The sequence below is a fragment of the Nocardia yunnanensis genome, from assembly GCF_003626895.1.
GTDB classification, from domain to species: domain Bacteria; phylum Actinomycetota; class Actinomycetes; order Mycobacteriales; family Mycobacteriaceae; genus Nocardia; species Nocardia yunnanensis.
Genome location: NZ_CP032568.1, coordinates 2139914 through 2166369, shown reverse-complemented (window position 1 = coordinate 2166369; position 26456 = coordinate 2139914). Strand labels below are relative to the sequence as shown.

21 protein-coding genes are annotated in these 26456 nt (G+C 69.3%); 12 read left to right on the top strand and 9 right to left on the bottom strand.

What is annotated here, in order from left to right:
• The first annotated feature begins 44 nt into the window (after positions 1 to 44).
• The 4 genes from tig (at position 45) to clpX (ending at position 4617) form a co-directional block, all read left to right on the top strand.
• Positions 45 to 1448 (top strand): trigger factor, encoded by a 1404-nt coding sequence (gene tig, locus D7D52_RS09920; RefSeq protein ID WP_120743969.1) that lies wholly within the window; start codon positions 45 to 47, stop codon positions 1446 to 1448.
• A 248-nt stretch (positions 1449 to 1696) separates the two neighbouring features.
• Positions 1697 to 2278: an ATP-dependent Clp protease proteolytic subunit gene (locus D7D52_RS09915; RefSeq protein WP_120736049.1), complete on the top strand. Its 582-nt coding sequence runs from the start codon at positions 1697 to 1699 to the stop codon at positions 2276 to 2278.
• A gap of 105 nt (positions 2279 to 2383) precedes the next feature.
• Complete coding sequence (locus D7D52_RS09910; RefSeq protein WP_120743968.1) at positions 2384 to 3007, top strand: ATP-dependent Clp protease proteolytic subunit; 624 nt, start codon at positions 2384 to 2386, stop codon at positions 3005 to 3007.
• Between the two features lie 329 nt (positions 3008 to 3336).
• Positions 3337 to 4617 carry an ATP-dependent Clp protease ATP-binding subunit ClpX gene (gene clpX / locus D7D52_RS09905; protein WP_040806157.1) on the top strand — a complete coding sequence of 427 codons (1281 nt, stop codon included), beginning with the start codon at positions 3337 to 3339 and terminating at the stop codon, positions 4615 to 4617.
• 315 nt (positions 4618 to 4932) lie between these two features.
• Here the strand turns inward: clpX and D7D52_RS09900 are convergent, their stop codons facing one another.
• The 4 genes from D7D52_RS09900 to D7D52_RS09885 all read right to left on the bottom strand — a co-directional run bounded on the left by D7D52_RS09900 (position 4933) and on the right by D7D52_RS09885 (position 9128).
• A complete protein-coding gene (locus tag D7D52_RS09900) occupies positions 4933 to 5472 on the bottom strand; it encodes a hypothetical protein (RefSeq protein ID WP_246023733.1) in 540 nt (179 codons plus the stop codon).
• A 73-nt stretch (positions 5473 to 5545) separates the two neighbouring features.
• Complete coding sequence (locus D7D52_RS09895; RefSeq protein ID WP_120736048.1) at positions 5546 to 5917, bottom strand: nuclear transport factor 2 family protein; 372 nt, start codon at positions 5915 to 5917, stop codon at positions 5546 to 5548.
• Between the two features lie 101 nt (positions 5918 to 6018).
• On the bottom strand, positions 6019 to 6831 hold the full coding sequence (fdhD, locus tag D7D52_RS09890) for a formate dehydrogenase accessory sulfurtransferase FdhD (protein ID WP_120736047.1): 813 nt from the start codon (positions 6829 to 6831) through the stop codon (positions 6019 to 6021).
• Complete coding sequence (locus tag D7D52_RS09885) at positions 6828 to 9128, bottom strand: FdhF/YdeP family oxidoreductase (protein WP_120736046.1); 2301 nt, start codon at positions 9126 to 9128, stop codon at positions 6828 to 6830. Before D7D52_RS09885 ends, fdhD begins: the two co-directional genes overlap by 4 nt.
• Before the next feature lie 271 nt (positions 9129 to 9399).
• On the opposite strand from D7D52_RS09885, the gene D7D52_RS09880 reads away from it, so the two are divergent.
• Positions 9400 to 12525, top strand: a complete 3126-nt coding sequence (locus D7D52_RS09880) for an FAD-dependent oxidoreductase (RefSeq protein ID WP_120736045.1) — start codon at positions 9400 to 9402, stop codon at positions 12523 to 12525.
• A 9-nt stretch (positions 12526 to 12534) separates the two neighbouring features.
• Here D7D52_RS09880 and D7D52_RS09875 read toward each other — a convergent pair whose 3' ends face one another.
• Positions 12535 to 13860 (bottom strand): FHA domain-containing protein, encoded by a 1326-nt coding sequence (locus D7D52_RS09875; RefSeq protein WP_120736044.1) that lies wholly within the window; start codon positions 13858 to 13860, stop codon positions 12535 to 12537.
• 155 nt (positions 13861 to 14015) lie between these two features.
• On the opposite strand from D7D52_RS09875, the gene D7D52_RS09870 reads away from it, so the two are divergent.
• Positions 14016 to 14426 (top strand): hypothetical protein, encoded by a 411-nt coding sequence (locus D7D52_RS09870; protein ID WP_120736043.1) that lies wholly within the window; start codon positions 14016 to 14018, stop codon positions 14424 to 14426.
• Between the two features lie 6 nt (positions 14427 to 14432).
• Here the strand turns inward: D7D52_RS09870 and D7D52_RS09865 are convergent, their stop codons facing one another.
• Positions 14433 to 15983, bottom strand: a complete 1551-nt coding sequence (locus D7D52_RS09865) for a glycerol-3-phosphate dehydrogenase/oxidase (RefSeq protein ID WP_120736042.1) — start codon at positions 15981 to 15983, stop codon at positions 14433 to 14435.
• A 21-nt stretch (positions 15984 to 16004) separates the two neighbouring features.
• Positions 16005 to 16631, bottom strand: coding sequence for a TetR/AcrR family transcriptional regulator (locus D7D52_RS09860; protein WP_425464619.1), 627 nt, complete (start codon positions 16629 to 16631; stop codon positions 16005 to 16007).
• Positions 16632 to 16732: 101 nt separating this feature from the next.
• On the opposite strand from D7D52_RS09860, the gene D7D52_RS09855 reads away from it, so the two are divergent.
• Both D7D52_RS09855 and D7D52_RS09850 read left to right on the top strand, forming a co-directional pair.
• Positions 16733 to 18310 carry an FAD-binding oxidoreductase gene (locus D7D52_RS09855; protein WP_120736040.1) on the top strand — a complete coding sequence of 526 codons (1578 nt, stop codon included), beginning with the start codon at positions 16733 to 16735 and terminating at the stop codon, positions 18308 to 18310.
• Positions 18307 to 19233, top strand: a complete 927-nt coding sequence (locus D7D52_RS09850) for a diacylglycerol/lipid kinase family protein (protein ID WP_120736039.1) — start codon at positions 18307 to 18309, stop codon at positions 19231 to 19233. Before D7D52_RS09855 ends, D7D52_RS09850 begins: the two co-directional genes overlap by 4 nt.
• Before the next feature lie 73 nt (positions 19234 to 19306).
• Here D7D52_RS09850 and D7D52_RS09845 read toward each other — a convergent pair whose 3' ends face one another.
• Together D7D52_RS09845 and D7D52_RS09840 are read right to left on the bottom strand one after the other, a co-directional pair.
• Positions 19307 to 19675, bottom strand: coding sequence for a hypothetical protein (locus tag D7D52_RS09845; RefSeq protein ID WP_120736038.1), 369 nt, complete (start codon positions 19673 to 19675; stop codon positions 19307 to 19309).
• A gap of 195 nt (positions 19676 to 19870) precedes the next feature.
• A complete protein-coding gene (locus D7D52_RS09840; RefSeq protein WP_120736037.1) occupies positions 19871 to 20515 on the bottom strand; it encodes a class I SAM-dependent methyltransferase in 645 nt (214 codons plus the stop codon).
• A gap of 337 nt (positions 20516 to 20852) precedes the next feature.
• On the opposite strand from D7D52_RS09840, the gene D7D52_RS09835 reads away from it, so the two are divergent.
• The 4 genes from D7D52_RS09835 to ndk all read left to right on the top strand — a co-directional run bounded on the left by D7D52_RS09835 (position 20853) and on the right by ndk (position 25913).
• Positions 20853 to 23552 (top strand): valine--tRNA ligase, encoded by a 2700-nt coding sequence (locus tag D7D52_RS09835; RefSeq protein ID WP_120736036.1) that lies wholly within the window; start codon positions 20853 to 20855, stop codon positions 23550 to 23552.
• A gap of 74 nt (positions 23553 to 23626) precedes the next feature.
• On the top strand, positions 23627 to 24997 hold the full coding sequence (gene folC / locus D7D52_RS09830; protein WP_120743966.1) for a bifunctional tetrahydrofolate synthase/dihydrofolate synthase: 1371 nt from the start codon (positions 23627 to 23629) through the stop codon (positions 24995 to 24997).
• A complete protein-coding gene (locus D7D52_RS09825) occupies positions 24994 to 25413 on the top strand; it encodes a DUF4233 domain-containing protein (protein WP_120736035.1) in 420 nt (139 codons plus the stop codon). The genes folC and D7D52_RS09825 overlap by 4 nt, the downstream gene beginning before the upstream one ends.
• 83 nt (positions 25414 to 25496) lie before the next feature.
• Positions 25497 to 25913, top strand: coding sequence for a nucleoside-diphosphate kinase (gene ndk / locus D7D52_RS09820; protein WP_120736034.1), 417 nt, complete (start codon positions 25497 to 25499; stop codon positions 25911 to 25913).
• The last annotated feature ends 543 nt before the right edge of the window (positions 25914 to 26456 follow it).

Genomic DNA, 26456 nt, shown 5'->3' with positions numbered 1-26456 from the left:
GGAACCTAGACGTCAACCATGTACAACGAACAAGGAGCATGTCCGTGAAGAGCACCGTCGAGCAGCTGAGCCCGACTCGGGTCCGCATCAATGTCGAGGTGCCCTTCGAGGAGCTGAAGCCGGACTTCGATCGCGCCTACAAGGCTCTCGCACAGCAGATCCGGATCCCCGGCTTCCGTCCGGGCAAGGCCCCGGCCAAGCTTCTCGAGGCCCGTGTCGGCCGTGGCGCGGTGCTGGAGCAGGTCGTCAACGACGTGCTGCCCAAGCGCTACAGCGAGGCCGTGATCGAGACCCAGGCCAAGGTCATCGGCCAGCCGGAGATCGAGATCACCAAGATCGAGGACGGCGCGGAGCTGGCCTTCACCGCCGAGGTCGACATCCGCCCGGAGATCACCCTGCCGGAGTTCTCGACCCTCGCGGTCACCGTCGATCCGATCGAGATCACCGACGCCGACATCGACGAGCAGCTGCAGTCGCTGCGGGCCCGCTTCGGCACCCTGACCGCGGTCGAGCGCGCCATCGAGAACGGCGACTTCGTCTCCATCGACCTGTCCGCCACCGTCGACGGCGAGGCCGTCGAGGAGGCCTCCACCACCGGCCTGTCCCACGAGGTCGGCTCCGGCCAGCTCATCGAGGGCCTGGACGAGGCCCTGGTCGGCCTGAAGGAGGGCGAGTCCAAGGACTTCACCTCCAAGCTGGTCGCCGGCGAGCACGCGGGCAAGGACGCCGTCATCACCGTGACCGTGCAGTCGGTCAAGGAGCGCGAGCTGCCCGAGGCCGATGACGAATTCGCCCAGCTGGCAAGCGAATTCGACACCATCGACGAGCTGAAGGACGACCTGAAGACCCGCGTCGAGCGCGTCAAGAAGGTGCAGCAGGCCGGCGAGATCCGCGACAAGGTGCTCGAGGCGCTGCTCGAGGCCGTCGAGATCCCGCTGCCCGAGGGTGTCGTCAAGGCCGAGGTCGACGCCGTCGAGCACGACGCCGTCCACGGCTTCGACCACGACGAGGCCAAGCTGGCCGAGGCCCTCGAGGCCGAGGGCTCCTCGCTCGAGGAGTTCAAGAAGGACACCAAGGAAGCCGCCGAGAAGTCGGTCAAGACCCAGCTGCTGCTGGACGCGATCGCCGAGGCCGAGAACACCCAGGTCGGCCAGGACGAGCTGTACGAGCGGATCATCTTCCAGGCGCAGCGCTACGGCATGAGCCCGGATCAGTTCATCCAGCAGATCCAGCAGGCCGGTCAGCTGGGCGCGGTCTTCGCCGACGTGCGCCGCGGCAAGGCGCTGGCCGGTGTCGTGGTCCAGGCCGCCGTCACCGACACCGCGGGCAACACCGTGGACACCGCCGAGATGTTCGGCAACCCGGCCGAGGAGGCCGAGGAAGTGTCCGCCGAGGAGCTCGCCACCGTCGCCGACGCGACCGAGGCCGCCGAGGCCGAGGCCAAGTAGGAAGCAACACACCGCGTTCAGGGATTCCACGGGCTGAGACCCGCGCGCGCCCCCGGACGCGGGAACGCGAAGTGTTGACGTAAGTTTGCGCTGTGAGCGAAGCAGGGCGGTACCGGGAGTTCGGTGCCGCCCTGCTTCGTTAGGGTTTGTGTCAGCGCTGGAACTTTCGAAGTGATCAGTAGGGGCTTGTTAACCGAGCCGTTGAGAGAGGGCAGGTATCCGTGACAATTCATCAGGCAGGGGTGCGCATGACATCCGCGACTGCTGGTCTGAACCTCAGTGATTCGGTGTACGAGCGCCTGCTGCGCGAGCGCATCATCTTCCTGGGCACTCAGGTCGACGACGACATCGCCAACAAGCTGTGCGCGCAGATCCTGCTGCTGTCGGCCGAGGATCCGACCAAGGACATCTCGCTCTACATCAACTCCCCGGGTGGGTCGGTGACCGCGGGCATGGCCATCTACGACACCATGCAGTTCGCGGAGTGCGACATCAAGACGGTCGGCATGGGCCTGGCCGCCTCCATGGGGCAGTTCCTGCTCGCGGCGGGCACCAAGGGCAAGCGCTACGCGCTGCCGCACGCGCGGATCATGATGCACCAGCCGTCGGCCGGTCTCGGTGGCTCGGCCGCCGACATCGCCATTCAGGCCGAGCAGTTCGCCTACACCAAGCGCGAACTCAACGAGCTGCAGGCGCAGCACACCGGCAAGTCCATCGAGCAGGTGACCGCCGATGCCGACCGCGACCGCTGGTTCACCGCCGCCGAGGCGCTCGACTACGGCTTCATCGACCACGTGGTGAGCCACGCGAGCCAGACCAACGGCAACTAGGTCCGCAGCCCACACCCACCCACTTTGGAGACGCGTATGTCCAACATGATCGATCCGCGGGCCGCGGGCATCACCTTCGCCGCCGCCGGTTCCTCGCTCAACCAGATGCAGATGCCGCAGGGCCGCTACATCCTGCCGTCGTTCGTCGAGCACTCGAGCTTCGGTGTCAAGGAGTCCAACCCGTACAACAAGCTGTTCGAGGAGCGCATCATCTTCCTCGGCGCGCAGGTGGACGACACCTCCGCGAACGACATCATGGCGCAGCTGCTGGTGCTGGAATCCCTGGATCCCGACCGTGACATCACCATGTACATCAACTCGCCCGGTGGTTCCTTCACCGCGCTGATGGCCATCTACGACACCATGCAGTACGTGCGCGCCGACGTCGCGACCGTCTGCCTGGGCCAGGCCGCCTCGGCCGCGGCCGTGCTGCTCGCCGCCGGCGCCCCCGGCAAGCGGGCCGCGCTGCCCAACGCCCGCGTGCTGATCCACCAGCCGTCCACCTCGGGCGGCATCCAGGGGCAGGTCTCCGACCTGGAGATCCAGGCCGCCGAGATCGAGCGCATGCGCCGGCTGATGGAGACCACGCTGGCGCGCCACACCGGCAAGGACGCGGACACCATCCGCAAGGACACCGACCGCGACAAGATCCTGACCGCCGCCGAGGCGAAGGAATACGGGATCGTGGATACGGTGTTCGAATACCGCAAGCTCAGCGCCCAGAAGTGAATTCGCGGGCAGGCGGGGTATCCGATCTTTGTCAGGTATCCCGCCGCCCAGGGCAGGGGTGAGTCCACGCACATGTCCGGTGAGAAACGTGCCCAAGTTGTCGACCTCGGTCACGAGAAGCGGGTACGGTCACTCTAGGGACCTTTGCTCGTGGTTGTCGGCCCAGCTATTGGATCCAACACGGGTGCCCCTCGCGGGTGCCGGGGATACACACAGCCGAATTGCCGGATCCGCAAACTCAGGGGTCGCGGCATACGCTCGAAGAAGGCAGCTCGCCGGCAACCGGGGACAGACGGTTGCACGCGGACAAGGAAGTAGGGACCCAGGAGATGGCGCGCATCGGTGATGGCGGCGATCTGTTGAAGTGCTCGTTCTGCGGGAAGAGCCAAAAGCAGGTCAAGAAACTCATTGCGGGACCGGGGGTGTACATCTGCGACGAGTGCATCGACCTGTGCAACGAGATCATCGAGGAAGAGCTCGCCGAATCCAGCGAGGTCAAGCTCGACGAGTTGCCCAAGCCCGCGGAAATCCGGGATTTCCTCGAGCAGTATGTGATCGGGCAGGACGCCGCGAAGCGGACGCTGGCAGTGGCGGTATACAACCACTACAAGCGAATTCAGGCCGGCGACAAGGGCCGTGATTCGCGCGGCGAAGCCGTCGAGTTGATGAAGTCCAATATCCTCATGCTCGGCCCCACGGGCTGTGGCAAGACCTATCTCGCGCAGACGCTCGCGAAGATGCTGAACGTTCCGTTCGCCATCGCGGACGCCACCGCGCTCACCGAGGCCGGCTACGTGGGCGAGGATGTCGAGAACATCCTGCTGAAGCTCATCCAGGCCGCCGACTACGACGTGAAGCGCGCCGAGACCGGCATCATCTACATCGACGAGGTCGACAAGATCGCCCGCAAGTCGGAGAACCCGTCCATCACCCGCGACGTGTCGGGTGAGGGCGTGCAGCAGGCGCTGCTGAAGATCCTGGAGGGCACGCAGGCGTCGGTGCCGCCGCAGGGCGGTCGCAAGCACCCGCACCAGGAGTTCATCCAGATCGACACCACCAACGTGCTGTTCATCGTGGCGGGCGCGTTCGCGGGGCTCGAGAAGATCGTGCAGGACCGGGTCGGCAAGCGCGGCATCGGTTTCGGCGCGGAGGTCCGCTCCAAGGTCGAGATCGACACCGCCGACCACTTCGCCGACGTCATGCCGGAGGATCTGATCAAGTTCGGTCTGATCCCCGAGTTCATCGGCCGGCTGCCGATCGTCGCCTCGGTGACCAACCTGGACAAGGACTCGCTGGTCCGCATCCTGGCGGAGCCGAAGAACGCACTGGTCAAGCAGTACGTGCGGCTGTTCGAGATGGACGGCGTGGATCTGGAGTTCACCCAGGACGCGCTGGAGGCGGTCGCGGATCAGGCGATCCTGCGCGGCACCGGCGCCCGCGGTCTGCGCGCCATCATGGAGGAGGTGCTCCTCCCGGTCATGTACGACATCCCCAGCCGCGACGATGTCGCCAAGGTGGTCGTCAACGCCGACACGGTCAACGACAACGTGCTGCCCACGATCGTGCCCCGCAAGCGCCAGACCCCCGAGCGCCGCGAGAAGTCGGCCTAGGGGCTCTTCATACCAGCGAACGGCTCCGCGAGAATCCTTCTCGCGGAGCCGTTTCGGTCTTCGGGCCGCCAGGGCGCGGGCCGGCCGCCGTGGTGAACCCCCCGCTGGGATCATCCGACGGTCTGCCCGGGCTGTCCGTTGGTGGGTGATCACACCGAGGGAGAGCCTCTGGAGTCGGTGACGGTCGGTGGTGCCGATCGCGCCCTTCGCGAGGATCGCCGTTGATCCTCCTGGTTCGCCGTTGAACCTTTACTCCGCTACTCCGAAAATCGGTGTGTTCGGGTCACCTGTTACGACGGTGCGGCGCGGGAGAATTCATCGCTTGGGGGGCTGGCGGCGGGGGAATTTGAGGGTGAGGGGCGCGGGCTCCGGGACCGGGAAGCGCTCGCGCGGCGCGACCAGCAGAATGGCCAGCCCGAGGGCCGGGAGCAGCAGCACCGACAGCAGCGAGAGGGTGAGGCTGAACCCGCTCAGCTCGGCGGGTCGGTGCATGAGGTGGTAGATCAGGTGCGGGACGCCGAAGACCAGCCAGCCGAAGCCGGCGATGCGGGCGATGACGCTGTCGCGGTACCAGATCGCGGCGCCCGAGATGGCCGCCAGCGCCAGGAAGAAGGCGCCGACATCGCCGACGAGGTGATGGTTGTAGGGCCCGTCGACGCGCACCCAGTGCAGGCCCAGGCCGGGGAAGCTGTCGTAGAACGATTCGGGGGCGACCACGGCCCACAGGCCGGTGTAGGCGCCGATGACGGCGAGTATCGCCAGCATGGTCAGCAGGGCGATCCAGCGGCGCCGGTTGATCTCCAGCCGCATATTGATCCGCAGCCCGTCGCCGCTGCCGTGCAAAGAGATCCGCATCGGCCCTCCCACCCTCGCCGAATCACTGTGCTGACACCGTAATTCGGGGAGGGTGCGGGGACAAGGCCCGGTGTTAGATCTGCTCCATCTTCAGGTCGTCGGGGCCCCAGTAGGCCCGCATGCTGATGATCTTGCCCGCGTCGTTCAACTCCATCACGTCGATGGGCGAGAGCGTCATGCGGTGCCCGTTGGACACGGTGACCAGGGTGAACGAGGCGGCGACCTGATTGCCCGCCACCTTGACGGTGTGCAGTTCGGTCTCGCGCTCGAGGTTCTCGAGGGCCTTGTAGAGCTCGCCGATGGCCTCGTGGCCGCGGCGCTCGGGGGTGCCGATCGGATCCTCGACCACCGCGTCCTCGGCGTAGAGGTCCACGATCGCGGACGTCGGACCGGTGGCCACCAACTTCACGTACTGCTCAACCACATCCCGGGGCTGCGCTGCCATGGAGAGACTCCCATCAAAAGTGAAACGTGTTCTAGAGCGGAGCCTAACAGCCGAGGGCCGCAAAAGAACCCCGCTGCCTCACCCGGTGGAATCACCGCGCCTCACAGCGCGAGACGATCCTCCCCGCAGTACACGTTCATGGACTCGCCGCGCAGGAAGCCGACCAGGGTGAGCCCGGATTCGGCGGCCAGATCCACGGCCAGCGAGCTGGGGGCCGAGACCGCGCCCAGGATCGGAATTCCGGCGGCCGCGGCCTTCTGCACCAGTTCGAAGGAGGCGCGGCCGCTGACCATGAGTACGAGATCGCTGGCGGGCAGCCGGTTCTCGCGCAGGGCCCAGCCGATCAGCTTGTCGACGGCATTGTGGCGGCCGATGTCCTCGCGCACGGCCAGCGCCTCGCCCGCGGCGGTGAACAGGCCCGCGCCGTGCAGGCCGCCGGTGGCGTCGAAAACCTGCTGCCGGGCCCGTAATTCGGTGGGCAGCTTGGCGAGGGTGTCGACGTCGAGACGCGGCGTGCCCGCCGCAATCGGGTAGCGCAGCCGGGTGCGCACCTCGTCGAGGGCGGTCTTGCCGCACAGGCCGCACGAACTGTTGGTCAGAAACGGGCGGGGCGTGATGGGGACGGGCCGGCGCAACTGGACGTCCAGGACGTTGTAGGTGTTCTGCCCGTTCTCGTCGGTGCCCGCGCAGTAGCGGGCGGTGACGATGTCCTCGGCCGAGTCGATGATGCCCTCGGCGTAGAGGAACCCGTGCACCAGGTCGATATCCGCGCCGGGGGTGCGCATGGTGACCGTCAAAGACTGTCCGCCCGTGCGGATTTCGAGCGGCTCCTCGACCGCCAGGGTGTCCGGCCGGGTGACGACGCCGGTGGGGGAGATGCGGAGGGTGCGGCGGCGGGCGGTGACTCGGCTCATGCGGTGTGGACGTGGGGTTCGAGCCGGATCGTGACCGCCTTGGAGACCGGCGTGTTCGAGCGCAGGGCGACATGGTCGAGCGGGATCAGCGGATTGGTCTCCGGATAGTAGGCGGCGGCATTGCCGCGCGGGGTCGAGTAGCCGACCAGGCGGAATCCGGTGACGCGCCGTTCGGTGCCGTCGCCGAACTCCGAGATCACGTCCACCAGATCGTCTTCCGCGAAACCGAGCGCGGTGATGTCCTGCGGATTGACCAGCACCACGCGGCGGCCGTTGTGGATGCCGCGGTAGCGGTCGTCGAGGCCGTAGATGGTGGTGTTGTACTGGTCGTGGCTGCGCAGGGTCTGCAGGATGAGCCGTCCCTCGGGGACCGGCAGCCAATGCAGATCGTTGACCGCGAAATTGGCCTTGCCGGTGGCGGTGCGGAACTCGCGGGCGTCGCGGGGCGGGTGCGGGAGCTGGAAACCGTTGCGCCCCCGTACCTTCGCGTTGTAGTCGGCGCAGCCGGGCACGACCTGGGCGATGGCGTCGCGGATCTTGTCGTAGTCGCGCTGGAGTTCGGCCCACGGCACCGAATGATCCGGGCCGAACAGCTGCTGCGCGAGCTCGCACACGATGGCGACCTCGCTGCGCAGCTCGTCGCTGACCGGGGTGAGCCGGCCGGTGGACAGGTGCACCATGGACATCGAGTCCTCGACCGAAACCTGTTGGCGCACACCGTTCTGGGTGTCCTCGTCGGTGCGGCCCAGGGTCGGCAGGATCAGCGCGGTCCGCCCGTGCACCACGTGGCTGCGGTTGAGTTTGGTCGAAACCTGCACGGTGAGTTCGCAATTGCGCAGTGCGGCCTCGGTGACCTCGGTGTCGGGGGTGGCGGAGACGAAGTTGCCGCCCATGCCGAAGAACACCTTGCCGCGCCCGTCGCGCATGGCGCGGATGGCGTTGACGGTGTCGAAGCCGTGCTCGCGCGGGCTGGTGATGCCGAATTCGCGGTCCAGGGCGGCCAGGAAGGTTTCGGGCATCTTCTCCCAGATGCCCATGGTGCGATCGCCCTGCACGTTCGAGTGGCCGCGCACCGGGCAGACGCCCGCGCCCGGCTTGCCGATCATGCCGCGCAGCAACAGCAGGTTGGTGGCCTCCTCGATGGTGGCGACGCCGTGCACCTGCTGGGTCAGGCCCATGGCCCAGCAGATGATGACGGCCTTGGATTCGGCCAGCAGCCGCGCGGTGCGCTCGAGGTCGTCGCGGCTCAGCCCGGTCGCCCGCTCCACGACGGTGAGATCGACCGCGCGCATGTGCTTTTCGTATTCGGCGAAGCTCGCGGTGTGCGCGTCCACGAAGGCGCGATCGACCACCGTGCCGGGCGCGCGGTCCTCGGCGTCGAACAGCAGCTTGCCCAGGCCCTGGAACAGGGCCATATCGCCGCCGAGACGGATCTGCAGGAAGTCGTCGGCGATGCTGACGCCGCCGGTGAGGCCCTTGACGGTCTGCGGGTCCTTGAAGCCGAGCAGCCCGGTCTCCGGCAGCGGGTTGACGGCGATGATCTTCGCGCCGTGCGCCTTGGCGTCGCCCAGGGCGGAGAGCATGCGCGGATGGTTTGTGCCCGGGTTCTGCCCGGCCACGATGATCAGGTCGGCGCTGGTGAAGTCGTCGATGGTGACCGAGCCCTTGCCGATGCCGATCGAGCTGGTGAGCGCGGTGCCCGAGGATTCGTGGCACATGTTCGAGCAGTCGGGCAGGTTGTTGGTGCCGAAGCTGCGGACCAGCAGCTGATAGAGGAAGGCGGTCTCGTTGGCGGTGCGGCCGGAGGTGTAGAAGACGGCCTCGTCGGGGGAGTCCAGGGCCTTCAGCTGTTCGGCGATCAGGCGGTAGGCGTCGTCCCAGGCGATGGGGGTGTAGTGGGTGTCGCCCTCGCGCAGCACCATCGGGTGGGTGAGTCGGCCCTGCTGGCCCAGCCAGTAGCCGGATTTGCCCGCGAGCTCGTCGATGCTGTGCGCGGCGAAGAATTCGGGGGTGACGGTGCGCAGGGTCGCCTCCTCGGCGACGGCCTTGGCGCCGTTCTCGCAGAACTCCGCCGGACGCCGCCGACCGGTCGGTTCCGGCCAGGCGCAGCCGGGGCAATCGAATCCGTGACGCTGGTTCACCCGCGCCAGCGTGCGGGCGGTGCGGACCACGCCCATCTCCTCGACCGCGCGCTCGAGCGCGACCGTGACCGCCTTGACGCCCGCGGCCTCGGTCTTCGGCGCGGTGACCGTCAGTTCCGACTCGTCGATGTCGCTCTTCGGCGCGGCACGATGCATGGTGCCGATTGTCCTCTTCGGCGGGGATCGCGTCCCAGTCGGTACCCGCTTGGGCGGGGCTGCCTGGCCTTACCATCGAATCAGCGAGGTGACGCCGATGCACGACCATGCGTATTCGGACCGCTCGGGGCGGCGGAGTTCGGCGTGATTCCCTGCGCCGCAGGCGGTATCGCGGCGGCGGACACTCGGTGACGGTAATGGTCGACCCGGATGCGCGCGATAAACGCGAGAGCGCGGCATATCCGGCGGCGATGGGGAAGCGGGTGCGGCAATGGCGGGACGGCCGGTCATCGAAATCCGGGAGTGGGGGCGGCCCGCGCGGCGGCGACTGCCGGACGAGCCGATCGTCTTCGGCCGCGCGGACAGCCACGAAGTCCTGTCCGACAGCGGGGTTTCGCGCCGGCACCTGCGACTGGTGCCCACCCCGACGGCCCTGTCGGTGGTGGATCTGGGCAGCCGCAACGGCACCACCGTCAACGGCGTCGCCCTCACCGGCCGACGCGAACTCGCCGCCGGTGACGTGGTGCGGCTGGGCCGCACCGAGATCCTGGTGCTGCACCTGCCCACCCTCGAGGTCGGCGAGCACCAGCATTCGGACACCGTGCTCGGGCCGTCGGGGCCGATCCCGCGCCCGCCCGGCCCCGAGGCCGCGCTGCCGCGCTGGGTGACCGTCGCCAACCGGGTTCTCGGTATCGACCCGACCGGCGAGCGAAACCTGTTCCCCGCCTTCACCGAACTGCCCAGCCGCATCCCGCTGCCGGTGTGGCAGGCCGCGCGATTCGTGAGCATCGGCCTGTTTCTGACGCTCGTCGTCACGATGTTCGTGCGGCCCGCCGCCGGACTGTTCTGGTTCTTCAAGGTGGTGGTCCCGATCCTGCCGGGACTGTTCCTGATCGCACCGGGCCTGTGGCGCAACACCTGTCCGCTGGCCGCGACCAATCAGCTGCCGCGGCTGTTCGGGTTCACCCGCGCCGCCACGCCGCCGGGGTGGATGCAGCGGCGCGGGTATCTGGTGGCCGTCGCCCTGTTCTTCGGCATCGCCGGATCCCGGCTGGCGGGCCTGGATCGCAGTGGAATCGCTACCGGCGCAGTGCTTTGCGCGGTCCTGCTGGCCGCGTTCACCGGCGGTGTCGCCTTCAAGGGCAAGAGCGGCTGGTGCAGCAGCATCTGCCCGCTGTTCCCGCTGCAACGCGCCTACGGGCAGACGCCGTTCGTCACCATCGCCAACAATCATTGCCGGCCGTGCGTCGGCTGCGCCAAGAACTGCTACGACTTCAAACCGCGGGCCGCCTACCAGGCCGATATGGCCGACCCGGAACGCGGGTGGAGTGCGCCGCGCAAACTGTTCGTGGCGGCCCTGCCGGGATTCGTGCTCGGATTCATGCTGCTGGCCGCGCATCCCGAGCTGCCGGTGCTGAATCGGTATCTGGCGCTGGCGGTGGCGGTGCTGGTCGCGGTCGGGGGGTTCTTCGCGCTGGAGGCGCTGACCGGTATCAGCCCGGCCATGCTGTCGGCGGTGTACGCGAGTGTGGCCCTCAACGCGTTCTACTGGTTCGCCGGACCGGTATTGCTCGGTGCGTTCACCACCCTCACCGGCGTGGGCGTGGCCTGGTTGCGGTGGCCGATCAGCGTTTTCGTGCTGGCGGCCACCGTGTTGTTCCTGGCCCGCACCCGGGTCAGCGAGTTGCAGTACGCGCTGACCACCGGAACCCGCACCGCGCCCGTGCTGCTGCCGCTGCCACGCCTGCGCGCGGACACCGAGAAGATCGCCACCCCGGGCGCCACCGTCGAGTTCGACGGCACGGCGGTGGCGGCCGAATCCGGTGCGAGCCTGCTCGAACTGGCCGAGCGGGCCGGGCTGCCGCTGGAATCGGGTTGCCGCATGGGCGTCTGCGGGGCGGACCCGGTCGCGATCCTCGACGGCGCGGACCGGCTGTGCGAACCCACCTCCGATGAGCGAAACACCCTGCGGCGACTGGGATTCGCCGCCAATACCCGCCTGGCCTGCTGCGCCCGGGTGGACGGCGGCGGGGTGCGGGTGTCGCTCACCCCCGAACCGGGCCAGGGACTCGGCGCCCGCCCGGCCGTCTTCGACCGCTCGCTGGTGAGCCTGGTCGTCATCGGCAACGGCATCGCCGGGGTCACCGCCGCCGACTTCCTGCGCCGCGGCCACCCCGACTGCGAAATCCACCTGATCGGGCGCGAATCCCACGACTTCTACAACCGCATGGGCATCTCCCGGCTGATCCCCGCCCGCTCCGCCATGCAGGGCCTGCACCTGCTGCCCGAACAGTGGTACGAGGAGCATCGCATCCATCCGTGGCTCAATACCCTTGCCGTCCAGCTGGATCCGCGCGCCCAGCGGGTGCGTCTCGGCACCGGGGACGTGCTGCCCTACGACCGGCTCATCCTCGCCACCGGGGCCGCCGCCGCCCTGCCGGAGATCGACGGACTGCGCCGGCCCGGCAGCTTCGTCCTGCGCGAGGCCGGGGACGCGATGAACATCCGCGCCTACGCCCAGCAGCGATCGTGCACGCGCGCGGTCGTCGCCGGCGGTGGGCTGCTCGGGCTGGAGGCGGCATTCGCCCTGCACCAGTTGGGATTACGGGTCACCGTGCTGGAACGCGGTCCGCGCCTGCTCGGCAAGCAACTCGATGCGCGCGCCTCGGCCATCGTGCTCGAGCATTTCACCCGCGCGGGCATCGAGGTCCGGCATCGTGCCGAGGCGGCCGCGCTGACCGGCGATCCGCGCGGCGCGATCGCCCGCGACGCCCGCACCGTGCTCGCCCGCACTCCGATCACGGCGGGACCCGGCGGCGCGCATCCGGCCGACCCGGTCCGCGCCGTCGTCCTGAAGGACGGCACGGTGCTGCCCTGTGAGGTGTTCCTCGCCTCCATCGGCATCCGACCCAACACCGAACTGGCCGCGCGGGCCGGAATTCCGGTGCGGCGCGGCATTCTCGTGGACGATCGCATGCGCACCTCGGTGCCGCACGTGTACGCGGCCGGCGATGTCGCCGAACATCGCGAGCGGGTGCTCGGGCTGTGGCCGATCGCGGCCGAACAGGCACAGGCCGCCGCGGTCAACGCGCTCGGCGGTGATCAGGCGCTGACCGCCGAGACACCCGCCACCATCCTCAAGGGCGTGGGCCTGGAATTGTTCAGCGTCGGGCAGGTCGAGCCGGGACAGCGCGACGAAGTGATCGTGGTCGACGCCTCACCTCGGCCCTCCTACCGCCGCCTGGTGCTCTCCGGCGGTCGGGCCGTGGGCGCGATCGTGCTGGGCCACCACCCGGCCGACGTGGCGGCCGCCCAGCAGGCCGTGCGCGCCCGGCGCGAGATTCCGCCGCCGGCCCGGCACGCGCTACAGCGAGGCGACTGGTCGGTCCTGCAATGAGATTCGCACCTACCCGGCGCGGTAGGTGAGCACCTTCTCCCCGATGCGCAGACTCCAGCCGACCTTCAACTCCATGGCTCGCTGCCCCACCCGAACCCAGTCCGGCGCACCGGGAGCCGCCACGAACGTGCCACCCGGCGTTCCGGCGTCGCGCACGTAGACCAGGCCGTTCTCGATATAGACGCGCGCGTGCACGCGCGACACGTGCCGATCCCGCGCGATCACGATCGGCGAGGCCACCGCCCGTCGCACCGATTCGTCGATCATCGGATCCCGGCCGATCACGTACGGGCGATCCAGCGGATACACCGCGCCCTCGGCACTGGTCAGCACCCCGTCGGCGGTCGGCACCGCGGACGTGGTCGGCGGCGCGGCGGCCTGCGCGTGCGGCGCGGCCTCCTCGAGATCGGAGACGTAGGCGGCGGTCGGCGGCTGATCATCCGGGTCGGGACGATTCGCGCGATCCGCGTCGGCGGCCCGCTGCTCCGGACCCGGCAGCCGAGGCGTCGAACCCGGCTCCGCGCCATCCCTTTTGACCAGGTCGGGACGGGCCGCGCGGGGACCGGACGGCCGCTGCGGTTCCACCGCCGGAGTCGCGCGGGTCTCGGGTGCGGGATCGGACCGCGCGTCCATCCGCACCCGTTGATCCAGTGGACGCGGCCGCTGATGCGCTCCGGAATCGGCGGCCGGCCGCGAACCCGGCGCGGGCGTGGTGGCGACAGCGCGGGGGTTCGACGGCTCCGCGGCACGGTCCGGTGTCGAGGAAACCACCTGTCCACGACCGGTTTTCGCGGCTGACGGCGGGTTCTCGCCCGCGGGCGATTCCTTCGGCGGGGCGGTGCCCGGTGGCGGGGGCGCGGTCACGCCCGAGACCGGGGCGTGCACGACGAAGCCGCCGCCCACCACCACGCCCGAGCGCAGATCGGTGTGCGCGATCGCGCCGCCCGCGGTCTCGGCCCGGACGGTGAGCCGCCGCACCGGATCCCGCACGATCTCGTCGACCCAGGTCAGGGCCCGCGCCCCGGACAGCGACCGCGCGCCCTCCGGACCGTCGACCGCCGCGGTCGTCGCGCCGCGCAACAGGATCAGCAGGCCGTCCGCGGTGGGCGCGATCACACCGAAGGCGGGCGGGGTGGCCCCGGCGGAGAAGACCGTCGCCGCCAGCCGCTGCGCGACCGCCACTCCCGGATCGGCGGCACTCGCCGCAGCCTCGGCGGCCCCGAGGATGCGTTCGGTGGACGCGCTGTCCCCGTGCAGGAACAGGACCACGTTCCCGAAGCGGGCGACCAGGCCCGTCCCCGACACCAATCCGACCGTCGTCGGAATTCGACCCATTCGCGCCTCCCTCTCCCGGCGCTCGCCCATCGCAGCCCAGCATAGGGCGCTTCGTCGCGCCCTCGCAGGTACCCGGATCGTTCGCCGGCGACACCGAACCGGACAGATTGCCGCAATGCCACCCATTGTCCAGGTCCGCGGGTGAGGATCGAACCATGATGGGCACGATCATCAGGACCACCACCGCCGCGGCGGTCGGTTGCGCCGCGTTCGCGACCGTCGCCGCACTGGCCGCACCGGCCGGGGCGACCGCCACCCGGGTCGGCATCGACCCGGGGATCAGCTTCGGCTCGGCCACCAACTACGGCACCGGCTGCAGCTACGACCTCGACGGCCGCGTCGACGATCCGGTGACGCCGGTCGTCTTCTACGACAACAGCGTTCCGATCGGCATCGCCAAGCCGTCCGGTGCCGTCGCCCAGCTGCGCTGGACGCCGACCACCGTCGGGCTGCATCGCATTCAGATCTGGCAGTACCACCCGGACAGCGAGGACGTCTTTCCTTACGTGGACATCTTCGTCGGCGTCGGTCTGCCCTCCGGTTCGGGCTGCGCCGTCATGAACTAGGCGCTGTCATGAACTTGCGCGGTCGAAGGCGGCGCGGGCCGCGGGTTCGGCCGCCTTGCGGTCGGATTCGACCAGGCCGATGCGCGTGCGGCGGTCCAGCAGATCGGATTCGTCGAGCGCGCCCTCACAGGCGACGGCGAAGGCGAATTCGGCCGCGATGACATCCATTCCGGGCGCCACCTCGACCGACAGCGCCGGATCCCGTTGCGCCAGACCGAGCACCGTGGCGGCCTCGCTGCCGTAGCGCTCGATCAGTCGCGGCGGGGCCGCGATGGCATCGCGCGCCGCGCCGTGCACCGCGCCCACCAGCGGCAGCTCGCGGGTGCGGCAGGGTGCGGCGGGCAGCTGCGCGTGCGCGACCGCCGCGTCGACCGCGTCCTGCGCCATCTTGCGGTAGGTGGTCAGCTTGCCGCCCACCACCGTCACCACCCCGGTCGGCGAGGTGAGGACCGCGTGCTCCCGCGAGATGTCGGCGGTGCTGTCGCCGCCCGTGCGCAGCAGCGGCCGCAGACCCGCGAAGGTCCCGCGAATATCGGCGCGGCGCAAGGGTTCCCGCAGCACCGTGTTGACCGTGTCGAGCAGGAAGTCGATTTCGGCGTCGGTGGCGTGCGGGACATCCGGCACCGGACCCGGCGCCTCCTCGTCGGTGAGACCCAGATACACCCGGTTGTGCGCGGCCGGGAACGCGAAGACGAAACGGCTGGTACTGCCCGGAATCGGCACCGTCAACGACGCGGTGAGCCCGCCGAACGCGGCCGCGTCGAACACCAGGTGGGTGCCGCGCGAGGGCCGCAACTCGATGCTGGGATCCACCTGATCGGCCCACACGCCCGCCGCATTGACGACGGAACGCGCTGTCACGTCCACGGTTTCACCGGTCAGCGTGTCCCGCAACGTGGCCGAGGTGCCGGTGACGTTCACCGCCTCGACCCGAGTCAGCACCGACGCGCCCTCCCGGGCGGCGGTGCGCGCGATCGCCACCACCAGCCGCGCGTCGTCCACCAATTGCCCATCCCACGCCAGCAATCCGCCCCGCAGCCCCGCCCGCCGCACGGTCGGCGCGAGACGCACCGCCTCCGCCGCCGCCACTCGTCGCGAGCGCGGCAGCACCGCCGCCGATGTGCCCGCCGTCCGCCGCAGCACATCCCCGGCCACGAACCCGGCCCGCACCAGCACCTTCTGCGCCGCACCGATATTCGGCAGCAACGGCACCACCTGCGGTAGCGCCCGCGTGAGATGCGGCGCGGTCCGCGTCAACAGAATGTCGCGCTCGACGGCACTCTCGTGCGCGATCCCGACCCCTCCGCTCGCGAGATACCGCAACCCCCCGTGCACCAGCTTGGAACTCCACCGACTGGTCCCGAACGCGAAGTCGTGCTTCTCGACAAGCACGGTCCGCAACCCCCGCGAAGCCGCGTCCAAAGCGACTCCGACCCCGGTGATTCCACCCCCCACCACAAGCACATCGATCCCCGCCCCGTCCCCCAGCGCACCCAATTCCCTCCGCCGCCGCCCGTCATTGAGCGCCGAATCACCGCGACCAGTAATGCAATCCATGAGTACCTCTCAAAAGACCGTTCAGCGAGGGGGAGTGGGGGTTAGGTAGGCGTGGAGGGCGTGGGTCAGTTCGGCGTCCAGGTCGGGGAGGACCGGTTCGTAGGTGCCGGCCGATTGGACAGCCGACTGGGCGATCAGCAGGAGCATGGCGGCCAGTTGGTTCGGGTCGCCCTCGCGGATCGAGTTGTCGGATTGGCCTTCTCGGATGGCCTCGGCGAACAAGTCGATGAGGGCGCGTTGATTGCGGCCCAGGCGTTCGAAGACGTAGGTCAGCATGATGTCGGTGTCGGCGCGAAAGATCTTGGCGAACAACGGGTTGCGGCGCATGCGGGCGCCGCCGCCGACGATCGCGCCGACCAGGCGTTCGCGGGCGGTGCCGGTGGTGGGGGCGGTGTCGGCGATGATCTCGCGCAGCTCGCGCACCAGCAGATCCGCGACCAGGGAGCCGGTGTCGGGCCAGCGGCGGTAGACGGTGGGGCGGCTGACGCCGGCGCGGCGGGCCACCTCGGTGAGAGTGGTGCGGCGAACACCGAACTCGGCCACGCAGGCGCGCGCCGCGTCGAGGATGGCCCGATCGACGGCGGAGGGTGATTCGGTCGAACTCATGGCTGGCACCACCGGAGAGTAGTACTCGTTACTGCTTGACATTCTATGTCAGACTGTAACGCATGGTCGACACACAAGCAGCCCCTGCCTCGCCCGGCGGCGACATCGAAGCGAACCCGGGCGAGCCGCGGGCCCGCGCGAGTATGGTGTGGGACGCCTGGGGCTCCCCGTCCGGGCACACACCGCTGCCCGAGCAGATTCGGGGCCTGCTCGCACAGGTATTCGGGGTGTCCGGTGAGCCGGTGACCCGTCGCGATGAGGGCGACGTGCCACTGCGCGCCTCGGCGCTCACGCCGGAACAGCACGCCGGGCTCGTCGCGGTGGTCGGAGCCGATCACCTGTCGCTCGACCATCGCGACCGCCTGCTGCACGCCGGCGGCAAATCCACGCCCGATCTGCTGCGCCGCCGCGCCGACGGCGAGCAGGACGCGCCCGACGCCGTCGTCTTCCCCGCCGACCACGCTCAAGTTCTCGCGGTGCTGAAGTACTGCGCCGCCCAGACGATCGCGGTCGTGCCGTTCGGCGGCGGCACCAGCGTCGTCGGCGGTCTCGACCCGGCGCGCGGTGATTTCCCGGCCGTCCTCGCCCTGGACCTGCGCCGCCTCGACACCCTCACCGACGTCGACCCGGTCAGCGGCACCGCCACCCTGGGCGCGGGCCTGTCCGGCCCGCAGGCCGAGGAACTGCTTGCCCGCCACGGGCTTTCGCTCGGTCACTTCCCGCAGAGCTTCGAATTCGCGACCATCGGCGGCTTCGCGGCCACCCGCTCCTCCGGGCAGGCCTCCGCCGGATACGGGCGCTTCGACGACATGATCATGCGGCTGCGGATCGCGACGCCCGCGGGCGACCTGGACCTGGGTCGCGCGCCCGCCTCCGCGGCCGGACCCGATCTGCGCGAACTGTTCTCCGGCTCGGAGGGCGCCCTCGGCATCATCACCGCCGTCACCCTGCGCGTGCACCCGATCCCGGAGACCACCGCCTACCAGGCCTGGTCGTTCCCCGACTTCGCCACCGGCGCAGCCGCTTTGCGCACCGTCATCCAGGCCGGCGCCGCACCGACGGTCATGCGATTGTCCGACGAGGCCGAAACCGGGTTGAACCTGGCGCGCGCCGGAGACATCGGCGGGGCGGCCGTCGGCGGCTGCCTGGCCGTCACCACCTTCGAGGGCACCGCCGCGCACGTCGCGGCCCGCAGCGCCGAGGCGTCGGCACTGCTGACCGCGGCCGGTGGTACCGCGCTCGGTGAGAAGCCGGCGCGGGAATGGGAGCACGGCCGCTTCGCCGCCCCCTACCTGCGGGACGCGCTGCTGGACGTGGGCGTCCTGTGCGAAACCCTCGAAACCGCCACCAACTGGGCGAATCTCGCCACGCTCAAGGCCGCCGTGACCACGGCGCTGACCGACGCGCTCACCACGCAGGGCACCCCGGCGCTGATCATGTGCCACATCTCGCACACCTACCCGACCGGCGCGTCACTGTATTTCACCGTCGTCGGCAAGCAGGCCGACGATCCGATCACGCAGTGGGCCAAGGCCAAACGGGCCGCCGGTGACGCCATCGTGGCCGCGGGCGGCACCATCACCCACCATCACGCCGTCGGCGCGGACCACCGGCCGTGGATGACCGACGAGATCGGCGACCTGGGCGTGCGGGTGCTGCGGGCGGTGAAGAACGCCGTCGACCCCGCCGGAATCCTCAACCCTGGGAAGCTGATTCCGTGAGCACCATCCGTTCGGTCGCCCTGGTGACCAATCCGCTGTCCGGTCACGGCAAGGGCGCGCTCGTCGCCGTCGAGGCGGCCGGCCGGTTCGACGGGCACGATATCCAGGTCACCGAGATCCAGGGCGTCTCGGCCGCCGACACCGAGCGGCTGGTGCGCAAGGCGCTCGCCGATCCCGACGTCCGGCCCGACGCCGTGGTGGCCGCGGGCGGCGACGGCCTGACCTGCGTGGTGCTGCAGGCGCTGGTCGGCACCGGCGTCCCGCTGGGCCTGGTGCCCGGCGGCACCGGCAACGATCTCGCCCGCGAACTCGGCATCCCCGACGACACCGTCGGCGCGATCGCCACGATCCTGGGCGGCAAGACGCGCACCATCGATCTGGGCACGGTGGAGACCGAGGAGTCCGGGCGCGCGGTCTGGTTCGCCACCGTCACCGGCACCGGACTCGACGCCCGGGTCACCTTGCGCGCCAACGAGTTGCGCTGGCCCAAGGGGCCCTCGCGCTACACCGTCGCGGCGCTGCTCGAACTCGCGGGCCGGCTGGCCGTGCCCTACCGCATCGAACTCACCGGCTCGCCCGATCATCAGGACGGCACCGTCATCGAACTCGACGCGGTCATGGTGGCGGTCGGCAACACCCGCACCTACGGCGGCGGCATGCTGGTGGCCCCCGACGCACTCGTCGACGACGGCCTGCTCGACCTGACCGTGGTCGGCGCCATGTCCCGCCGGGAGATGCTGCGCCTGCTGCCGGCGCTGTCGTCGGGCAAGCGCGTCGACCACCCGGCCATGGTCCAGTACCAGGCCCGCGAGTTCCGATTGACGGCTCCCGGCGCTCCGGCCACCGCCGACGGTGATCCCGTCGGCCTGCTGCCGGCCCACTTCCGCGCCCACCCGGGTGTACTGGACGTTCTGGTGCCCTGACTCGGCCCCGATACAGCGGTGCGCCCCATGCCTTTCGGTCATAGGGCGCACCCGCGGTGCGGATCCCGGTGTCTCACCACACCTGAACGACGGCCAGCCCTTCGGGCGCGACCACCAGATCCACCGAACCGTCCGGCCGGGACGCGGCCTCGCCGACGATCGACGGCATATCCGCGTAGATGTAGTCCTCGTCCTGCGGCAGAGCCGAATCCGGTTGCAGCGCAACGGTTACCGCGCCCGTGGGGGCGAAATGGTCCACGAGCCCCGGCAGCGGCCCGCTCGCCAGCGACTGCGTCTCCTGATGGGACAGTTCCACCCCGGCCGCACCGATCTGCGGAATCACGAAGGGTGTTGCGGCGGAAGCATTCCCGGCCACCGCCAGACCGGCGAGGCCGAGGCCTGCGAACGTGGCGACCGTAGCGGCGAAGGTTCGAACGCGCATGATGACTCGCTTTCCTGAACGGGACCCTGGTCCCTGGGAGCTGTCTCGGTACCGCGGTGAACTGATGACGAATGGCGCCAGCCGATAGCCAGAAAACATCACCGCAGTTAGAGGTGGCAAGAGGAAAGCGACCCGGCTCACGCACGCCGTCGCGAGTGGATTACGACACGTGCTTCGACCGGGCGATCTCGCGCGTCACGCGTCGGTGGGCCGGCCGATGAGCAGGTGGCTGGGGATCGGTTTGCCGGCCACGTCGCGATGGTCGACAGTCAGCCCGGCGCGCTGCATGGTGGCGATCAGTTCGGGCACCGGGCGGTGGATGAAACCGTAGGGGGCGAAAGGCATCTTGGCCATGACGTCCGGATCGCCGATGCCGATCACCAGGCGTCCCTTCGGGCGTAGGACGCGGGCCAGTTCGGTGCAGGCGCGCTCCAGATCGGACACGAAATAGACGGTGTTGCAGGTGATCACGGCATCCATGGAGGCGTCGGGCAGCGGCAGATCCGTCAGCGAGCCCGCGGTGAGTTTGAGGCGGCCCGCGGACAGATCGTGCGCGAAGACCGAATGGGCGCGGCGCAACATGTCGGGGGAGAGCTCGACGCCGGTCACCGTGCCGGCGCTGCCCACCCGGGCCAGCAGCAGGGTGAGGCCGATGCCGCCGCCGAAGCCGATATCCGCGGCGGCGTCCGCGCCGCTGACCTCGGCCGCGGCCACCGCCGCCTCGATCATGGGCCGATTGCCGCGGTTGAGGAAACGGGCCACGCCCTTGCCGAGGACGCCGTGGGGGTTGCCGAGCTGTCCACCCACCGTCGACATCAGCCGCGCGACAATCGGATTCATACCCGTGAGGCTACCCGCAGCCGGCCTCGCAACGGTCCTGTCACGACGTGAAAACAATGCGCCCGACGCAACCTCGATGCAACGAAAGCTGGTCTACCCTGGCCCATTTGGGCCAGATCCTGAGAATTGCCTATGGATCCGGGGATAGGGGCCGAAACGGCGGTACGCTGAAGTTCGAGGGCGAGGCTTCCAGCGTCCCTCATCCGCCGGAAGCCTCGCCCTTCGGCTTGTCCGATGCAGCCCTCCGGCTCGTCTGTGGACCGCCGCTTCCGTGCCCGCTCGGGCCTATACAAAAACCCGGTCGATGGGCCATAATCCCGGCCTTTAGAATCACACGGTGACCAGCGCAGCCTCTGAGAACCCACGTAATCGTGCCGATGCCCTCCCCAAGAGCTGGAACCCCAGCGACGTCGAGGCCGACCTGTACGAGCGCTGGGTAGCCGCCGGTTACTTCACCGCCGACGCGAGCAGCGACAAGCCCGCCTACTCGATCGTGCTGCCGCCCCCCAACGTGACCGGCACCCTGCACATGGGCCACGCCCTCGACCACACCCTCATGGACCTGCTCACCCGCCGCAAGCGCATGCAGGGCTTCGAGGTGCTGTGGCTGCCGGGCATGGACCACGCGGGCATCGCCACCCAGACCGTGGTGGAAAAGCAGCTCGCCGTGGACGGCAAGACCAAGGAGGACTTCGGCCGCGAATTGTTCGTGGACAAGGTCTGGGATTGGAAGCGCGAATCCGGCGGCCAGATCCAGGGCCAGATGCGCCGCCTCGGCGACGGCGTCGACTGGAGCCGCGACCGCTTCACCATGGACGAGGGCCTCTCGCGCGCGGTGCAGACCATCTTCAAGCGCCTCTACGACGCGGGGCTCATCTACCGCGCCGAGCGCCTGGTGAACTGGTCGCCGGTGCTGCAGACCGGTATCTCCGACCTCGAGGTGGACCACAAGGAGGTCGAGGGCGAACTCGTCTCCCTGCGCTACGGCTCGCTCAACGACGACGAGCCGCACGTGATCGTGGCCACCACGCGGGTGGAGACCATGCTCGGCGACACCGCCGTGGCCGTGCACCCCGACGACGAGCGGTACCGGCATCTCGTCGGCACCACGCTCTACCACCCGATCACCGGTCGTCAGATCCCGATCGTCGCCGACGATTACGTGGACCCCGAATTCGGTTCCGGCGCGGTCAAGATCACCCCGGCGCACGATCCCAACGACTTCGAGCTCGGCCTGCGCCACAACCTGCCCATGCCGACCATCATGGACAAGACCGGCAAGATCGCCGACAGCGGAACCGAATTCGACGGCATGGACCGATTCGAGGCGCGGGTCAAGATCCGCGAGCGGCTCGAATCCGAGGGCCGCGTGGTCGGTCGCAAGTACCCGTACCTGCATCAGGTCGGCCACTCCGAGCGCTCCGGCGAACCCATCGAACCGCGGCTGTCGATGCAGTGGTGGGTGAAGGTCGAGGGCATCGCCAAGGCCGCCGGCGACGCCGTGCGCAACGGCGACGTGAAAATCCATCCGGCCGGCCAGGAACCGCGCTGGTTCGAGTGGGTCGACAACATGCACGACTGGAACATCTCCCGCCAGCTGTGGTGGGGCCACCGCATCCCGATCTGGTACGGCCCCGAAGGCGAGATCGTGTGCGTCGGACCGGACGAGCAGGCCCCCGAGGGCTACGTCCAGGACCCGGACGTGCTCGACACCTGGTTCTCCTCGGGCCTGTGGCCGTTCTCCACGATGGGCTGGCCCGACGCCACCCCCGAGCTGGCCAAGTTCTATCCGACCAGCGTGCTGGTGACCGGCTACGACATCCTGTTCTTCTGGGTCGCCCGCATGATGATGTTCGGCATGTTCGTCTCCGACGACCCGGTGCTCACCGCCGGCAAGGCGGCCGACACCACGCAGGTCCCGTTCCAGGATGTGTTCCTGCACGGCCTGATTCGCGACGAATTCGGCAAGAAGATGTCCAAGTCGCGCGGCAACGGCATCGACCCGCTGGACTGGATCAACGAATACGGCGCGGACGCCACCCGATTCACCCTCGCGCGCGGCGCCCAGCCCGGCGGCGACCTGTCGGTCGGCACCCCGCACGTGACCGCGTCGCGCAGCTTCATCACGAAACTGTTCAACGCCACCAAGTTCGCGCTCATGAACGGCGCCCAGCCCGGTGAGCTGCCCGCCCGCGACAGCCTCACCGACGCCGACCGCTGGATCCTCGACCGCCGCGACGAGGTCATCGCCGAGGTCGACGCCGCACTGGACCGCTACGAGTTCAGCAAGGCGCTCGAGGGCCTCTACCACTTCGCGTGGGACGAATTCTGCAGCTGGTACCTGGAATTGGCGAAGGTCCAGTTCGCCGAGTCCGAGGAACGCGCCGCGAGCACCCGCATCGTGCTCGGCAATGTCCTCGACGCCGTGCTGCGCCTGCTGCACCCGGCCGTGCCGTTCGTCACCGAAACCCTGTGGCAGGCCCTGACCGAGGGCGCGGCGGGCGAATCCATCGTCGTGTCGGCGTGGCCGACGGTCTCGGGCACCGCCGCCGACGAGGGTGCGGCCCGGCGCATTTCGGACACCCAGAAGCTGATCACCGAGATCCGCCGCTTCCGTGCCGACCAGGGCCTGGCCGACAGCCAGAAGGTGGCGGCCAAGCTGATCGGCATCGACACCGCCGACCTGCCCGGCCAGCAGCCCAGCATCGCCAACCTGGCCAAGCTCACCGCGGCGGGCGACGATTTCGCCGCCACCGCCGCGCTCGAGGTGCGCCTGACCAATGCCACCGTCACCGTCGAGATCGACACCTCCGGGACCGTCGACCTCGACGCCGAGCGACGCCGCCTGGAGAAGGATCTCGCGGCCGCGCAGAAGGAACTGGCCGGCACCACCGGCAAGCTCGGCAACCAGGCGTTCCTGGCCAAGGCGCCCGACGAGGTGGTCGCGAAGATCAAGGCGCGCAAGGAGATCGCCGAGAGCGATGTCGAGCGCATCACCGCCCGCCTGGCCGAGATCACGAAGCTGGCGGCCAAGTGAACGACGAACCGGAACGTCAGTACGCGGAGGGCTCGCTGAGCGCCGGCGGCACCTCGCCGGTGGACCTCGCCGAAATGGCGCTGGTCGAGGCCGAACTCGATCAGCGCTGGCCGGAAACCAAACTCGAGCCGTCGCTGACCCGCATCGCGACCCTGATGGATCTACTCGGCTCGCCCCAGCAGTCCTATCCGGCCATTCACATCGCGGGCACCAACGGCAAGACCTCGGTCACCCGCATGATCGACGCGCTGCTCACGGCGCTGCACCGGCGCACCGGGCGCATCACCAGCCCGCACCTGCAACTGGCCACCGAGCGCATCGCCATCGACAACGCGCCGATCACGCCCGGCCGCTACGTCGAGACCTACCGCGAGCTGCTGCCGTATGTCGAGATGATCGACGAACGGTCCAAAGCCGCCGGCGGCCCGGCCATGTCGAAGTTCGAGGTGCTCACCGGTATGGCCTACGCGGCCTTCGCCGAAGCGCCGGTCGACGTGGCCGTGGTCGAGACCGGGATGGGCGGGCGCTGGGACGCCACCAATGTGATCGACGGACAGGTCGCCGTCATCACCCCGATCGGGTTGGACCACACCGACTATCTGGGCCCCGACCTGACCTCCATCGCGGGGGAGAAGGCCGGCATCATCAAGAAGGCCCCCGCCGACGAACTCGTCCCGCGCGACACCGTCGCCGTCATCGCCCAGCAGGAACCCGAGGCCATGGAGGTGCTGCTGCGTCGCGCGGTCGAGGTGGACGCCGCCGTCGCGCGCGAAGGCTCGGAGTTCCAAGTGCTTTCGCGCCGCGTCGCCATCGGCGGCCAGATGCTGGAACTGCAGGGGCTCGGCGGCGTGTACGACGAGATCTTCCTGCCCATGCACGGTGAGCACCAGGCCCGCAACGCGGTGCTGGCGCTCGCGGCGGTCGAGGCGTTCTTCGGCGCGGGCGCGTCCCGCCAGCTCGACATCGACGCGGTGCGAGCGGGTTTCGCGGCCGCGGTCAGCCCCGGCCGGATGGAGCGCATGCGCAGCGCGCCCACCATCTTCCTCGACGCCGCCCACAACCCGCACGGCGCGCAAGCGTTGGCCGCCACGCTGACAAGCGAATTCGATTTCCGCAAACTGGTGGGTGTGATCGCGGTACTGGCCGACAAGGACGCCGGCGGCATCCTCGACGCCCTGGAACCGGTCTTCGACGAGATCGTCGTCACCGAGAACGGCTCCCCGCGCGCCCTGCCCGTCGACGACCTGGCCAACCTGGCAGTGCAGCGCTTCGGTGACGAACGCGTGGCCGTCGCCCACGACCTGGCCGATGCCATCGAGACCGCCATCGCCCTCGCCGAGGGCGGCGAGGACGGCGAATTGGTCTCGGGCGCGGGCATTGTCATCACCGGCTCCGTCGTCACCGCCGGGGCGGCCCGCAGCCTGTTCGGAAAGGACCCCGCATGAGTGCCGACGTCGAGCCCGAGGCCCAGCCCGAGGTGCCGCCGCCCGCCACCGACCCGTGGAAGGGCCTGCGCGGCGTCATGGCCGGCACCCTGGTCCTGGAGGCCATCACCGTGCTGCTCGCGCTACCCGTGATCAGCGCGGTCGGCGGCGGCCTGCGCTGGTGGTCGATCCTCTACGTCGTCGGCCTGGCCGTGATCATGTTCCTGGGCGCGGGCCTGCAGCGTCGCCCCTGGGCCATCCCGTTCAACCTGGCCCTGCAGGCGGCCCTGCTGCTCGGCGGCTTCATCCACCTCTCGATCCTGGTGATCGGCGTGGTCTTCGTCGCCGTCTGGATCTTCGTGCTGTTCCTGCGCGCCGACGTGAAGAAGCGCATGGAGGCCGGCACACTGCCCAGCCAGCGCATGTCCGGAGCCTGAACAAATCCCCTTTATCCGGCAGACCGGGCCAGCTGCCCGGTCTGCGTTTTTCCCGCTGAGTAACCGCCGGTTAGGCTTGCGCGGTGACTGAGCAGACGCTGGTACTCATCAAGCCCGACGGCGTGGCCCGTGGCCTCATCGGGGAGATCATCACCCGGATCGAGCGCAAGGGCCTCAAGATCGCTGCGCTGAAGCAGGTGATCGTCTCCGAGGAGATCGCCGTCCAGCACTACGCCGAGCACCGCGAGCGCCCGTTCTTCGGCTCGCTGATCGAATTCATCACCTCCGGCCCGGTCGTCGCGATCGTGCTCGACGGTGAACGCGCCATCGCCGCCTTCCGGCAGATCGCCGGCGGCACCGACCCGGTCGAGAAGGCCGTCCCCGGTTCCATCCGCGGCGATTTCGCCCTCGAAACCCAGTACAACCTCGTGCACGGCTCCGACTCGCCCGAGTCTGCCAAGCGTGAGATCGCCCTCTGGTTCCCCGACTTCACCCTCTGATCCTCTCTCCACCGACAGGTCCGGGGGCCCACCCCCGGACCCCGGGGACTCGGCTGCCCGCGAGACTCGCGCGGCCCGCTCCGGGCCGCGCGGGCGCGACGCCCCGACGTGGTGTGGGATACTGGCTCTGGAAGTGACCGACGCCGGCCGTTTGCGGCAGGTGGCGTTCACCTCCGATTGACACCGCGGAGCGACGGACGATCATCGCTGCCGCCGACGGCTTCCAAGACTCGGCCGCCGGGCAGGCACGCTGGATGAACGCTCGTGACACGGAGTTGAGCCAACCAACCAGGCGCCACGTGACCAGTTAGCCCGAACGACGAGATACCGGTGATAACGGGCCACGCGGCGCGAAGACTTACGATCTCACGCCCCCGGGTGTGAGGCCGACAAGACAGCGCCCCCGCGACGGCCGCGTCACTCCTGAGAGGAGCGCGCCCGGGGGCCCGAGGAGATTTCGTGGCCGATCAAGAGCCGCTCGAAGCATCGCAGAGCAATGGCGAAGGGGAGGGCGCTTCGACCACCCCGGCTGCCGCACAGTTG